Origin of the sequence: Paenibacillus sp. GD4 (assembly GCF_030846225.1) — a bacterium.
GTDB lineage: Bacteria > Bacillota > Bacilli > Paenibacillales > NBRC-103111 > Paenibacillus_G > Paenibacillus_G silviterrae.
This window is the reverse complement of the sequence record NZ_JAVCYK010000002.1, coordinates 245,413-258,493: the sequence shown is the minus strand read 5'-3', so window position 1 is coordinate 258,493 and position 13,081 is coordinate 245,413. Positions and strand designations below refer to the sequence as shown.

13 protein-coding genes are annotated in these 13,081 nt (G+C 50.2%); 2 read left to right on the top strand and 11 right to left on the bottom strand.

Annotated features, from left to right (window positions below):
- Positions 1-67: 67 nt before the first annotated feature.
- Complete coding sequence (locus tag RAC89_RS24425; RefSeq protein WP_306616353.1) at positions 68-958, top strand: LysR family transcriptional regulator; 891 nt, start codon at positions 68-70, stop codon at positions 956-958.
- A 111-nt stretch (positions 959-1,069) separates the two neighbouring features.
- On the opposite strand, the gene RAC89_RS24420 is transcribed toward RAC89_RS24425, so the two are convergent.
- The 7 genes from RAC89_RS24420 to RAC89_RS24390 form a co-directional block, all read right to left on the bottom strand.
- Positions 1,070-2,527 carry a DUF5050 domain-containing protein gene (locus RAC89_RS24420; protein ID WP_306616352.1) on the bottom strand — a complete coding sequence of 486 codons (1,458 nt, stop codon included), beginning with the start codon at positions 2,525-2,527 and terminating at the stop codon, positions 1,070-1,072.
- Between the two features lie 166 nt (positions 2,528-2,693).
- The gene (locus RAC89_RS24415) at positions 2,694-3,908 is read right to left on the bottom strand and encodes an MFS transporter (RefSeq protein WP_306616351.1); all 1,215 of its coding nucleotides are present in this window, start codon (positions 3,906-3,908) and stop codon (positions 2,694-2,696) included.
- Between the two features lie 70 nt (positions 3,909-3,978).
- Positions 3,979-4,554 carry a TetR/AcrR family transcriptional regulator gene (locus tag RAC89_RS24410; RefSeq protein ID WP_306616350.1) on the bottom strand — a complete coding sequence of 192 codons (576 nt, stop codon included), beginning with the start codon at positions 4,552-4,554 and terminating at the stop codon, positions 3,979-3,981.
- 119 nt (positions 4,555-4,673) lie between these two features.
- Positions 4,674-5,138, bottom strand: a complete 465-nt coding sequence (locus tag RAC89_RS24405) for an SRPBCC family protein (protein WP_306616349.1) — start codon at positions 5,136-5,138, stop codon at positions 4,674-4,676.
- Between the two features lie 21 nt (positions 5,139-5,159).
- Positions 5,160-5,702 carry a 2'-5' RNA ligase family protein gene (locus tag RAC89_RS24400; RefSeq protein ID WP_306616348.1) on the bottom strand — a complete coding sequence of 181 codons (543 nt, stop codon included), beginning with the start codon at positions 5,700-5,702 and terminating at the stop codon, positions 5,160-5,162.
- A 60-nt stretch (positions 5,703-5,762) separates the two neighbouring features.
- The gene (locus RAC89_RS24395) at positions 5,763-5,963 is read right to left on the bottom strand and encodes a heavy-metal-associated domain-containing protein (RefSeq protein ID WP_306616347.1); all 201 of its coding nucleotides are present in this window, start codon (positions 5,961-5,963) and stop codon (positions 5,763-5,765) included.
- A 71-nt stretch (positions 5,964-6,034) separates the two neighbouring features.
- Positions 6,035-7,078 carry a phosphotransferase gene (locus RAC89_RS24390; protein ID WP_306616346.1) on the bottom strand — a complete coding sequence of 348 codons (1,044 nt, stop codon included), beginning with the start codon at positions 7,076-7,078 and terminating at the stop codon, positions 6,035-6,037.
- 202 nt (positions 7,079-7,280) lie between these two features.
- On the opposite strand from RAC89_RS24390, the gene RAC89_RS24385 reads away from it, so the two are divergent.
- Positions 7,281-8,156: a YitT family protein gene (locus RAC89_RS24385; protein ID WP_306616345.1), complete on the top strand. Its 876-nt coding sequence runs from the start codon at positions 7,281-7,283 to the stop codon at positions 8,154-8,156.
- A 4-nt stretch (positions 8,157-8,160) separates the two neighbouring features.
- Here the strand turns inward: RAC89_RS24385 and RAC89_RS24380 are convergent, their stop codons facing one another.
- The 4 genes from RAC89_RS24380 to RAC89_RS24365 form a co-directional block, all read right to left on the bottom strand.
- The gene (locus tag RAC89_RS24380) at positions 8,161-8,898 is read right to left on the bottom strand and encodes a class I SAM-dependent methyltransferase (protein WP_373430055.1); all 738 of its coding nucleotides are present in this window, start codon (positions 8,896-8,898) and stop codon (positions 8,161-8,163) included.
- 215 nt (positions 8,899-9,113) lie between these two features.
- On the bottom strand, positions 9,114-9,494 hold the full coding sequence (locus RAC89_RS24375) for a YmaF family protein (RefSeq protein ID WP_306616344.1): 381 nt from the start codon (positions 9,492-9,494) through the stop codon (positions 9,114-9,116).
- Between the two features lie 84 nt (positions 9,495-9,578).
- A complete protein-coding gene (locus RAC89_RS24370) occupies positions 9,579-11,183 on the bottom strand; it encodes a response regulator (RefSeq protein WP_306616343.1) in 1,605 nt (534 codons plus the stop codon).
- A gap of 1 nt (position 11,184) precedes the next feature.
- Positions 11,185-13,020 (bottom strand): sensor histidine kinase, encoded by a 1,836-nt coding sequence (locus tag RAC89_RS24365; RefSeq protein ID WP_306616342.1) that lies wholly within the window; start codon positions 13,018-13,020, stop codon positions 11,185-11,187.
- Between the last annotated feature and the right edge of the window lie 61 nt (positions 13,021-13,081).

The window sequence follows — 13,081 nt, the reverse complement described above, 5'->3', positions numbered from 1 at the left end:
TTAAACAATTTGATTATATTTTAGTAACCATTACAAATACTTATAGTTTCTTTAAGGGGGCATGACCGTGAATCTAACGAAACTACAAACATTTATTACATTATCGGAGTGCTTGAATTTTACTGAAGCAGCAGAACAGCTATACTGCTCTCAACCGACGGTAAGCATGCAAATTCAAAGTCTGGAGCATGATTTGGGCGTTCCACTATTTGACCGAATCGGTAAAAAGCTTTATCTAACCAAATACGGCGAGCACTTTAAGCCATATGCAGAACAAATCGTAAACCTTTTTCAGTCCTCTAAAGAGCATCTTCATCAGCTTGAAAATTTGTCTTACGGCACGTTAGCCTTTGGAGCTAGTAATTTTGTGGGAGTCTACTTGATCCCAAAGATCCTTAGCTCATTTTCCAAACAATTTCCTAATATTAAGATAAACATGAACATCACTTCTTCCGCTCAACTATTACAAATGCTAGAATCCAATAAGCTGGAATTTTTGGTTCTTTCGGATCAAATACAAATTGACGAAACGCGCTTTCAATACAGCACTTTCTATCAGGATGAGCTTGTTCTTATCGTGAACCCAATGCATAGACTTGCTGAAAAAGAAGAGTGTTCCGTGGAAGATCTTTATGAAGAGGTTTTCATAATAAAGCCTGAAAAATCAGCAACTCGAATTTTTTTAGAAGGAATTTTCGGAGAGGTTGGGTTCACACCGTCGGAATATATTGAAATCAGTAATCACGAAGCAATAAAACAAGGGGTCATCCACGGACTTGGGGTATCCATCGTTTCCAAGTTTTCAATCATTCAGGAAATTAACAGCGGATTACTGGTGGGTGTTCCAATTCAAGGAATGAAATTTCTACGAGGCATTCGATACGTTTATAATCGAAGGAAGCATCTTTCCCCTGCAGCCAAACAATTTATTACATTGCTTGATAACGCTTGCTTTTAGATTGGCCTTATAAATTTGGATGTAATGCAAAAAATGGACGCCCCGTTTTCAGGTTCGTCCATTTTAGCTTGATTGGGCATGTTCTTCTACACTGGCAACCATTGTCTCACATCAATCTACTCTCATATGCTCCAAACGATTATCCCCCATCCATGCCTGCGGGAAATACAGCTGATCACCGGCAAAATAAAGTGAAGTCGCGCGTGCCCCTGCCAATACCTGCCGTCCCGTTCCGTCGATTCGAATTCTTTCGATCGAAGCCGTTCCGTGTATACCGAACGTGCCAGTAACCAAGTACAACCAGCCTTCTCTAAAGTTTAATGCAGAGATAAAATGGTCGGATGTATACACAGGAATCACTACCGTCCCGTCCGCATTCATCTTCATAATTTGCTTCCCGTAATTTTGTAGGTAATATATCCATCCGTCGATGACAGTCATTTTGGTAACGTCTTCCTGAAGCTTGGTTTGCTCAGTACCGTCCAGATTCATTCCATACAGATGATATTCGCCGGATACCAGCTGCACAATGTAATAGACCCGATCGCCATCGATGAAAAACTGGGTGACAAAATCACCGACGGCAAGCGGCTCATCCCCCGTACCATCAAGCTTCATCCGATGAATTCCGTCCGATTTATAAATGCCGCCGCCGGTCACACCTTCCATCGGCTGAAAGGTTTGATGAATATAATAGATCCAGTTATCCTTTACTCGGATATTAGATATAGGGGAGGATGAAATCTGGGTTCTCTCCGTACCGTCGGTTTTCATTTTGTATATCCCGTGAAGCTTATGATTGGCCGGGTCCGATATCGTATAGTACAAAAAATCCCCTGCGATATTAATCGAACCTGCGTTATCGTCCGATAGCTTGATTTCCTCGCCGCCACTCATTGGGACTTTAACCAGCTTGCCCGGACCGTGGTACTTCGCTTCCGGGTTCATATAGATCCAATCGTCTTTCACAGCCAGCTGCCCGCCGTTCGCTACGTTGCGTGCGCTCCCCTCTTCCACTTGTTGAAAAGAGCCTGCTCCGCAAGAGTTGATTCCGAAGCCGCGGCTCGCGTCCCAGCTTGTTTTCCAGTCGAACTCGTTATGCGTATATCTCCAGGTCATCGGAAAATATGTAATGTCCTTATAGAAAAGCACGGGGTACTCCTCTTTATCGTTATCAATCAGGGTGCCGTTCACTTTAACAGGAAACGGAACGGACATTGCCGTCCTAACGTGGCTGTTATCGTTGCTTATCGAGGTTAAATCCTGCTCAAGCGGTAAGCATGCGTTTACCTTCTCGAGGCTCAAGCCCTGCGTTGCGTCCCAGGCTACCGATAACCCAAGTGCCGATGTGTTATTCCATGTCATAGGGAAATAGGTAATATCTTTATAAAGAATCAGAGGATACTCGCTGTGCTTTACATCCATCACCGATCCGTTTACCGTAACCGGAAACTCGGGGATAATGACCTGTTGAGGCACGGAAGCCGCAACGGAAACGGAAGCCATTGGGTCGGAAGCTAAGGTGACTCCGATCAGCAGCACGCCTGCTATTGCTTTTGCCCGCATCATTATTTTCACTCCATGCACCTCTGTCACAATAAATTGTTGCTTTCACCCTTCAAACGAATCCGAAAGGTAAAGAGTTGCGCCCGGCGTAAAATAAGTATGCAATTGTTTTATGGAGTTTGCAATGCCCTTGCGTCTCGTCAGAAGGATAAAAAAACATCGCCCGTTTTTAGGCGATGTTTTTTGTGAACTCCGTCGCATAATAAGCCATGGCGGCGACCGGTAAGGCGATCCCGATCAGCAGCGCCCCTTCCCAGCCCCACGTTGCATAAGCCCAGCCCCCTGCCGCAGAGCCGACAGCGCCGCCAGAGAAGAAGATGGCCATATATAAGCCGTTCAGCCGGCTGCGAATTTCCGCCCCTAATGAGAAAATCACCCGTTGCCCGAGAACCAGATTGGCGGACACACCCATGTCTAATAAAATAGCTGCACCTACTAGGAGGGGTAGCGCGATGGCAGAACCCGTTGGAACCAGCAAAGGAAGCAGCCCGGACAAGATGACGAAGGCCAATGCCCAGCCTGTCGCCGGACGAACCCACCCACGGTCCGCCATACGGCCCGCCGCCGGCGCAGCAATGGCCCCCACTACCCCGACTAATGCGAAAAGGGCGACCTCCGTCTGGGTGAAATGAAACGCCGGTCCTGTCAGTACCAAAGGAACCGTGGTCCAGAACAAGCTGAACGTTCCGAATACACAAGCATGATAAATCGCCCTTCGCCGCAAGGCCTGCGTCGTCTTCAGGAGATGCAGCATGGAGAGCAGCAGCGCCGGGTAAGCTGTGGCCGTCGAAGGACGCCTTGCGGGCAATGCCTTTCCTAACACAAGAGCCAGCACGAGAATCAGCGCCCCGGAGATGAAATATACGGCGCGCCAGCCTAAATACTCCGCAACCAAGCTTGAAATGGGACGAGCGAGCATAATCCCGAGCAGCAGCCCGCTCATGACGTTACCCACATAGCGGCCGCGCAAGGCCTCGGGCGAAAGATGAGCCGCATACGGCACAAGGATTTGTGCTGCGACGGAGCCTACTCCAATGACGAGTGAAGCGGTAAGGAATAGAGCAGCGCTTTTGACCACAGCTGCAATTGTCAGTACGGCGGCTGTGACGAGTAAGGACGAAACGATCAGCTTACGGTTCTCTAGGATATCTCCCAGCGGTACGACAAATAACAAGCCGATCCCATAGCCGATTTGAGTCAGCGTAACGATAAGTGCGGCAGCCCCGGTGGATAGCCCGATAGCCGATCCGATCGGTCCTACCAGCGGTTGAGCATAATAAAGGTTTGCAGCGATAATGCCGCAGGCGGCAGCAAGAAGAAAAATCAGCGACGCCGAAACCGATTTCTCCGTGCTTGGTACGTAAGTTGTTTGTAATGTTTGCATAGAAAACACTCCTTTGCTAGTCAGAATTACTTTTTGGAACATTCGTTCCAGAATGATCAAAAAAAATGCTTTACAGCATTTCCATCACCGTGTCCATCATCTGCACTATCCTGCTGCGGTCACCCTGCACCTTTGCAACGATATTGATACTATGATTCAGGTTTAAGAGCAGATAGGATAACGTCTTGATATCTTTATCCCGGGAAATTTCCCCCGTCTCCTGCCCTTTGCGCAGCAGCTCGTAGAAGGCTTTCTCCAGCTCGTCAAACCGCTCCTTGATCAACACATTCAATTGCTCATCCGGCGAATCCATGCCGACAGCCGCGTTGGTAATAAGACAGCCCTTAGGCGAGTCCGCGTCCAAAGCGGAATCGATATGCAGCTCGAAGTACTGCCGAATTCCCGATTTGGCGGATGTCGCATTGATTAGGATATCCCGCTTGGCTTGTTTCCACTTCTTGTACTGGTTTATCGCCTCAATATACAGCGTTTGTTTGTCCCCGAACGTTTCGTACAGACTGGATCTGCTTAAATCCATAGCTTTCAGCAAATCGGGAATGCTTGCCGCCTCGTAGCCCTTCTTCCAAAAAACGAGCATCGCTTTATGAAGCACCGCTTCTCTGTCAAATTCTTTGTACCGTCCCATGGCTCACCCTCCGTCTCTATGGAACATTATACCGTTTCGGGAACGATTAGTCCAGTATTTCTTTTGAAGATGTGATTGGGACAAGCAGAAAGGCTGCCGTTCGGCAGCCTTTTCCATATCTATAACACGGTATGCTTCCGCTCCGCGGCCAGCTTTATGTAATGGTTGCGCTCCTCCAAAAATCGGGTCATATACCGGGTGAGGAACAGGCTTTCAGCGAATTTCCCCAGGATCCCCAGAGGAGCCGCATAATCAAACGTATCGACCATCAGCGTGCCTCCATCCTTCGGAGTAAACCGATGCTCATGCCGGAATTGCTTGAAGGCGCCGCTGACCATCTCATCCACAAACCGATAAGGCGGCTCGAATTCGGTAATTCGCGCGGTCAGCTGCTGCCGGATGCCAAAATGCACGGCCTCCCAGGTGACGCTTTCATGAAGCTCGATCAGACCGCTCGTGCGTCCACCAATCGCTCTTTCCCTGGTTCGGGCCGTCGACTCCATGTGGATGTCAATGCTTCTTGCACAATCGAAGCAATCCTGAATTGGAGCATGAATCCATATCGATCCTGTAATGATTGGCATAGGATCCTCCTTTCTTCAGGCTCACCGGCTGCTCCCCCGCTTCCCTAAGTCCAATTCCATTTCGATAATGGAATCCTCGTTTTCCGCAATGATCTCTACGCTTACTTTCGCAACCGTCGTTTCAAACTCATCAGCCAGCGATGCAACGGCATTCACGGCTTGCAGATAGGCATCCGTCGTATCGAGCCTTCCTAAAGTGAGATGTGGAGTATACCCTTTTTGCAGGAAAGGGGGTTGATGCGGCTTTAGTATACCGCCGTATAATCGATTATTTAGTGCGGTAATCTCGTGGCATCCTTCGACAACGTTAAGAAATAAATAATGCCCAGACCGATCGACATGCCCGGTAATTCCACTTAGCTTCACTCGAAAAGGGGGAATGCCCGAGATGACATCGGCAATATGGCTCCTCAGCTCGTCGGATTCAATCGAGCTCGCAAAGGGGAAAACCAGCGTAATATGGGGCTTCACATGACGGACCAACGGGTCGTATTGCCGACGAATGCCCTGTATTACCTCCATATTCATAAATTCAGGAAAAATCATAATACACCGCTTCAGCATCGGATAGCCCCCATCCCACTAGAACATGCTGGAGAAAAAGGAGCCGAATCGGCTCCCATTTTACACTACTTTGTAGCCTTGCTCTTCGATTGCATCTTGGATCTTACTTGTTGTCAGCTTCTGCTCATCATATTGGACGGTTACCATTTGTGCAGAAAGATCGACATGCCCTTCCGCCCCGATGTTTCTCAGAGCACCCTTTACCGAATCGGCACATTGATCGCAGGTCATACCGGCAACCTTAAACACAGCTTGGCTCATGCTGCTGCACACTCCTTTGCTCACTATTTTTTCCAACATGGATTATCTTTGCTTATTTATCAGCAACTCATTCATCCCGCCGGAAAGATGCGGCGCTTGAGCAGGTCTAGCAGCTTGGACTCATTCCGATCAAGCCATTGCGTCATAGCATAAGCGCTTTGAATCTGCTGTGCAACAACCTCCGCCTTATCCACCCCGTCCCAATAGCGGCCCAGAAAATGGATGAATACATCCAGCCGTCTCAACAGTAGCAGAAGCGGCACGGCTTCCACCTCATCGGCTGACAAAAGAAAGCTGTTTCCGTACCCCGTAAGCAGAGCATCAACCTTCTCCCATACAAGCTTCGGATCCTGTTGCGGTTCAAACCGGATCAGATCCGACAAGCAAACGGCCAGCTCCATCGCGCGAAGGTCCCACGTAACAAACTCGAAGTCAAGCACCGCGGCGATGCGATTTTCGGAATCCATTAACACATTGGACGCATTCAAGTCCCCATGAATGAGCTGATGAGGCAAATGCCTCAGCTGAGGAAGCTTCTGCTGAAGCCTATGGATATGCCGACCGATGCCCTCTAACAAGGCTGCCTTGGATACAAACGCCTCAGCGGGATTCGAGCAAAAGTCCAGCACGGCAGCCATCGTACATAGAGGATGCGTGTTCTCCAGCTCATAATACGGACGATACACAGGCTCCAGCGCCAAATGCACCTTGGATAAACCGGTGGTCAGCTCCGCCGCGGCTTTTCCCAAAGAATTCAGTTGAACGGCACTCTGCAATGGCGGATTCTGGCCTTCAATATAACGAAACAAAGCGGCGAGCTTTCCGTTCTTCGTCCGAAGCACCGTTTGCCCTCCCTGCGTCCTTACCGGCGCCGGGGTACGAAAGGATAAATCCAGCTTCCCAAGCTCCAGAAGCACCGCATGCTCGTAAAGAGCCTTGTGTTCGTCTTGATGCGTTTCATAAATTCGCATAACATAATGCTCATTATCCGCCTCAATGAATCGGGTCGTATTGTTCATGCCCTTCCCCTGCCGGGCTAACACTTCCCACTGCCCGTCTGGAAAGTAATGCTCCAGGATATCGTCCCACTCTGTTAAGCACTCTTTGTCTGCCATATACCCCTAATCCCTCACCTGTTCTGTTGCTATCAGCATACGATACATTGACCACGGAGTAAAGCTTGGAGGGAATGTCCCCAGCGATTTGTAAAGCAACGGTTTACCGCAAAAAAGCGTTTCAGCACGTCATTGCAGCCGCTCAACCTATTGATCTATAATCTGGTATTAACAAAGCACGTACTGGAAAGCAGGGATTCGTATGGACCGACCGCTACTTAACAAACTGTATACATACGGCTGTATTACTTTAGGCAGCTTACTGATTGCCTTGAGCTTCAACCTGCTGCAAAATCCTAACGGGATCGCTACAGGAGGTGTTCCCGGGTTATCCACACTAGTTGAGCATTATACGGGCTGGGCGCCTGCCTGGATCGGATGGAGCATCAACCTTCTCCTGCTTGGAGCGGGTTGGCTCACGCTAGGAGGATCGTTTGCCGGGAGAACGGTCTTTGGTTCGTTTATCCTGCCGCTTCTCATCCAGGTCACCGACGACTTGCCGACGCTGACGCATAACCCCCTGCTGGCCTCGATCTATGGAGGGATAGGAACGGGACTGGGACTCGGGCTCATCTTTCGGGTTAAGGGCTCCACCGGCGGCCTCACGATTGTCGCTCTGCTGCTGCAGCGCTTCTTCGGGGTTACCTTAGCTAATGGTGTCATTGCATTGGACCTGGCCATTCTCGCTGCCGGCGCCGCGGCCTTCTCGCCCGAGCATGCCCTCTATGCCGCCGCGGGCCTGTTCTTCAGCCGCAAGCTGATTCCCATTAGTCAAGGGCTTCATAACCGGAACCGGTTCGCCATGATCATTTCCCGCCATCCGGAGAAGGTGCGTTCCGCTGTCTTGGAGCACCTGGACCGTGGGCTGACCGAGCTCTCCGGCAAGGGCGGCTATAGCGGCTTGGAGCAAAACGTCCTAATGGTCGTGTTACTCCGCTCGGAGGTCAATAAGCTCAAGCGGCTTCTGGCTCAGGCGGATCCTGAGGCTTTCGTCATGATCGGTGACGCCGAAGAGGTCATGGGCGACGGCTTCGATCGATTCGAAGCGGCCACTCCCCGATCGATTGTGAGGGTCTGATCGCTTAAGCTTTAAGCCCGCAGTGAAAAACAAGGAACAGTGGGATACGCAAGCGCCTCCGATACTCCTCCTCATCACGGAAGCGTTCGAGGCGAGGAACGCATTCCCGGATATCCTCGATATGGAAGCCTGCGTTCCGGAGCGCTTGATAATATCCCTCGATGGTCCGGTGATATTTGACCACCTGTTCTCCGATCCACGGCTCCGTACGCTCCCCCTCCTTAAAATAATCGTCTACGATCCAATCGAGTCTCTTGCCCGAGGCTTCGGCACTCTTCACACAGGACGTCAAGACCGGATGCTGCACGCTAAACACGAATCGCCCGTCAGCCTTCAAGGCATGGCGGATCTTCCCAAGCACAAGCTGCAGGTCCTCTACATAATGCAGCGCCAAACGAGATACGACAAGATCATAATGCCGGGCTGGATAGTCCCAAGCTTCCATCGAAGCATGGTGAATGCGGCTGCAGGCGGGATCGAGCTGCTGTAATGCAGAGCGCACCATATGGCTCGAGCCCTCGACACCCTCGTAATAGGCGCACCCCTGCTTAGCGAGCTCTTTACCGAAACGCGCGTCTCCGCAGCCCAAATCCAAAATATGCTTTCCTGTCACATCCCCAATCAGCTCAAGGATGACAGGCTCCTCGATAACGTAATTGGGATTATCCTCACGGTTTCTCCTGCGCATGTAATTCTCGTAAAAGGACTCGTTATCATAAGCCGACGAACCTCTGTACTCCAAGGCCAAGCTCCCCTTTGCGGATAAGTGTCTTCCCCTTTAATAAAAAAAGAGACCCGCAGCAACGGGCTGCAGGTCTGAAGTGTTATATATAAAAAAAGGGGGTCGAGATTTATTATAAGCCAAGATGATTAAAGGAAGATGAAGGTAAGATTACAGTTTGATTACAAATCAACCTAGGAAAGATTAGCGCCAATACGTCTGTACCGGCTGCAGCTTTACTTCTTCACGGATTCCCTTACGATACTCTCAATAATTAATCGATGTCCTACTTGCCCACGGAGTCGAATAAGCCCCGTTGTTCTTCCGCAAATGATATGACGGTGCCCGTCAGCGATATTCGTTTGTATACGGAATCGGTGAAAATGGTTGGGACCGAAACCGATATTGAGACCCGTTTGCCCTGAATAGGAATGGCGATGACCGTCCGCGGTGGTCGTAATTCCCTGAAACGTATGACGGTGTCTTCCGTCTTCGGGAATGAAGAGATCCGTCAAATTGCCGAATGCATGTCTATGTCCTTCAACGCGCGAGGTCAAGCCTTCCATACGATGTCTGAACTGTACTGATCTTCCGTTTCCTTGTCTTGCTCTAGCCATCCTTACACTATCCTCTCATAATAAGATAATATAAGGTATGTTAGTGAACCTTTATCGGTTTGAGATAGATGTCCTATTAGTCGCTTATCCTTGCTTTACCTCACTAGGCAGAACACCCCAGTATTTTTGAAACACCTTGGAGAAAAAACCGATATTCGTATACCCCACTTGTCCGGCTGCATATTGAACCTGTCCGCCCTCCAGGAGAAGCTGCTTCGCACGAATCATTTTGCGCTTCAGTACATACTGGGAGAAGGATTCCCCCATTTCATGCTTGAAAAGCCGGCTTAAATATGATTTATTGACGAAGAATCTCCCGGCGATAGCATGAAGGCTGATCTCCTGCCCAATTTCTTCTTCAATTATTGTGAGCAGCTTTTGAATGAGTTTGTGCCCCCCGCCCGTCTGTGCACGTTTTTGTGCATAAGCCGCCATTTTTCGTACGATGCGGTGAAGGCAATTTTTAATTTGCTCGCTGGTATGCAGGCTTTGGAGATTGTGAAAATACGTCACATCCTCCTCCATCGACTCCCGCAGCGGCCAATTTTGCGTTCGGATGATGCGAAGCAAAGTATGCATCAAGTAAAGCAGTTGATCCTGAACCTCTTCAACGGACGCCTCGGGGCTGATCGCCTCCTGCAGCAGCCGTTCCAGAGCGGTTTCCGCTTTCAAAGCATCCCCGGTTTCAATCCCGATTTCCAAATCCCGCTCGTCCGACGTAACAGGCGGGACGGATTCGTAATCCTCGCGCTCCTCCGTATAAGGGATGGCGATATCATGGCCGTAGATGACTCTTTTTTGGAGAGCGCTTCTCGCCTGCTCATACAATGACGGAACCCGTTTCCTACCTTCAGCCACCCCGCTGATGCCGGCACTTGCCGTTACCTTCAGGCATTCTTTGATCGCAGACAACACTTTGGTTATCGTGAAACCGACACGCAGCTGAAGATCCCCGTGCGACTCTCCCTCCGCGCTTTGAAATAATACGACTGTGGAGCCTCTTAGATCCTGAAACACCCCGGCCCCCCGGTCTGTAATTAATTCTCCGGCAATACTGCGCAGGGAGAATTGCAGCAAAGCGGAATCCTGGTCGGTGAAGCGCAGCTCCCCTTCCGTAAGCGGATCGGGCTCCAGCACCGCAACCGTCAATGCGCCTTCCGGCTCCAAGGGAATCAGCAGCTCCCTGCCTCGGGTTTCGATATCCCAATCGGAGTACGCCCCGGAAATCCAGTTGTTGAAGAAGCTTTCCTGCAACCGCGGCAAATTGCTTTTCCATTTCAAAGCCAGCGTCTCCTGATTCAGCCGCTCCTCCAGCTCTTTGCGCAGAAGGCTAGCCGCCTCCAGGACGGCGCTCAAGATTTCCTCATTGCTCGCCGGCTTGATCAAATACTTCAGAACACCTGATTCCATCGCCGAGCGCGCGTAGTCGAAATCCTCATACCCGCTAAGAATAATAATCTTAATCTGTGAGTCGGTCTCGAAAATATATCGCGCCAACGTCAATCCGTCCATCTCAGGCATTTGAATATCCAGGATGACGATATCCGGCTTGGTGCGTTCCATCATCTGCAGAGCTTCCAATCCGTTCTCGGCCAGTCCTACGACATCGATCCCGTTCTCCTCCCAAGGGATTGTCGCAGCCATGCGGGTACGGATCCCGATCTCATCCTCTACGATCATCAAATTCATGTCATCGATCCCCCAAGCGTCCATTGTCAACTTCTCGAAACTTATGCGGAATCACAAGCCGAACGGCGGTGCCTTCGTTCATAACACTTTCGACCAGCAGGTCAGCCTGATCGCCGTAATGCAGCTTTAGTCTGGCTTTGACGTTGCGCAGCCCGAACAGCTCCGAAGAGAGCCGTTCCTCTCCGGCAGCGACTTCCATATGGGCGGACGTTATCCTCCCCAGCTCTTGTCCGATATAAGCGAGCCGTTCTGCAGGAATACCCACCCCGTTGTCCTTCACTTCGACGACCAGCAAGTCATCCGCAGCCGCTGCCGCCGAAATAATGAGCTCCCTCATGCCCCGTTTCTTCTCCAGCCCATGCAGTATCGCGTTTTCCACCAAGGGCTGGAGCAGCAGCTTGAGAAGCTTCACATGCCGAACCTGCTCATCTAAGAGGAACCGGACCTCGAATTCAAACCGCTTCTGCTGAACCTTAATATAGTAATGAAGATGCTCCGCCGTTTCGGCAACGGTATAGGTATCCCGGCCCTTGCCGAGACTGAACCGCAAAAACTTCGACAGATGGAATACCATCTCCCCTACATTATCGGCATGGCTGAGAATCGCCTCGGAATAAATGGAATCCAGCGTATTATACAAAAAATGAGGATTGATTTGAGATTGCAGCAGCTTGAGCTCCGTCTTCATGAGCAAAATCTGCTTTTCATATACGTTCTCGATTAAATGCCGCTGTTCCCGAGCCATATGATTAAAGGTGTCCATCACATATCCGAATTCATCCACCCGGCTATGAACGATCTGCGTATCCAGCTGTCCGATTCTCATCTGCTTCATAGCCGTTATCATTTGACGGATGGGCTTGGAAATACCGCTATAGACAACCCAGGATATCCAAAGGGAAATGAGCAAGCTTACGGCAATCATCACATAATTCCAGCCTTGCAGCTGCTTGGCCTCCCGCAATATGTCTTTCTCCGGCTGAACCATCACCAGCGTCCAGCCCGATGCTTTGGACGTAGCTCTGACCATAAGCATGCGTTCGTCGTAGCCTGGAAGCTCTCGTACGACCAGATCCTTATCCTTGTCCCGCCAAGCCGGGGGCTCGACATCGTTGCCTGCCGTTCCCGCCACCAATTGGCCCTGCTCCGTCAATAAGAAGGCTTGAGCGCCGGAGCTGGGAAGCAGTGCTTTCAGCAATTGGGCAAAATAATCCTTGCTCAGAGGAAGCAATACGATATTTTTGTTTCGCAGCGGATCCTGCAGATCCATCAGCCGCATGACGACCATATTGTTCTTGTTATACACGGGATCGACGACATGATTAGCGTCATAACGGTTCTCCTGCGGGAAAAATATCGTGATTTTGCCGTTGGCGTCAACCGCTTGCGAGATCCACCCGAGCGAGTCCTTGGCTTCCTCCTTCTGGTAGCCCGTTGTAGACAGAAGCACGCCGGAAGAATAGTGAAATAGAGATACCTGGGGTACCATCCGGTTGACGGAAGCAACCGAGGCGATTTGCTTATTGATCGTTTGAAAATCAAGGATAGCCTCTGGCGTCAGCTCAGTGCCCGCACGCACAAATTTACGGTTCAGATCATGATCATTAGCAAGCACGGTAGTTAATTCATAAGCGCCCTGCATCGTTAGGTCAATAGAATTCATGACCGAGAACATCGCGCCTTGCGTTCTTTCCCCGATCTGGTCCTTCAAAATCGATTGCGAGCGAATATTCGAAAACATCGAGGTCGCCACAAGCGGCAGGAGGATCAAAATAAAAAAACACGTCAGCCGAAGCTGGACGGATTGTTTAAACCGGTTTGCCAAGCTCCTGATCATTCCCGCATCATCCCTGTCTCTCAATAAATGAAAGTGAAGACGCGTCTAGCTAGCGCCTTCA

Bases quoted from the DNA above. Each gene is read 5' to 3' on its own strand.
- RAC89_RS24420 (WP_306616352.1), bottom strand. From the start codon at position 2,527: ATGATGCGGGCAAAAGCAATAGCAGGCGTGCTGCTGATCGGAGTCACC.
- RAC89_RS24415 (WP_306616351.1), bottom strand. From the start codon at position 3,908: ATGCAAACATTACAAACAACTTACGTACCAAGCACGGAGAAATCGGTT.
- RAC89_RS24410 (WP_306616350.1), bottom strand. From the start codon at position 4,554: ATGGGACGGTACAAAGAATTTGACAGAGAAGCGGTGCTTCATAAAGCG.
- RAC89_RS24405 (WP_306616349.1), bottom strand. From the start codon at position 5,138: ATGCCAATCATTACAGGATCGATATGGATTCATGCTCCAATTCAGGAT.
- RAC89_RS24400 (WP_306616348.1), bottom strand. From the start codon at position 5,702: ATGCTGAAGCGGTGTATTATGATTTTTCCTGAATTTATGAATATGGAG.
- RAC89_RS24395 (WP_306616347.1), bottom strand. From the start codon at position 5,963: ATGAGCCAAGCTGTGTTTAAGGTTGCCGGTATGACCTGCGATCAATGT.
- RAC89_RS24390 (WP_306616346.1), bottom strand. From the start codon at position 7,078: ATGGCAGACAAAGAGTGCTTAACAGAGTGGGACGATATCCTGGAGCAT.
- RAC89_RS24385 (WP_306616345.1), top strand. From the start codon at position 7,281: ATGGACCGACCGCTACTTAACAAACTGTATACATACGGCTGTATTACT.
- RAC89_RS24375 (WP_306616344.1), bottom strand. From the start codon at position 9,494: ATGGCTAGAGCAAGACAAGGAAACGGAAGATCAGTACAGTTCAGACAT.
- RAC89_RS24370 (WP_306616343.1), bottom strand. From the start codon at position 11,183: ATGAATTTGATGATCGTAGAGGATGAGATCGGGATCCGTACCCGCATG.
- RAC89_RS24365 (WP_306616342.1), bottom strand. From the start codon at position 13,020: ATGATCAGGAGCTTGGCAAACCGGTTTAAACAATCCGTCCAGCTTCGG.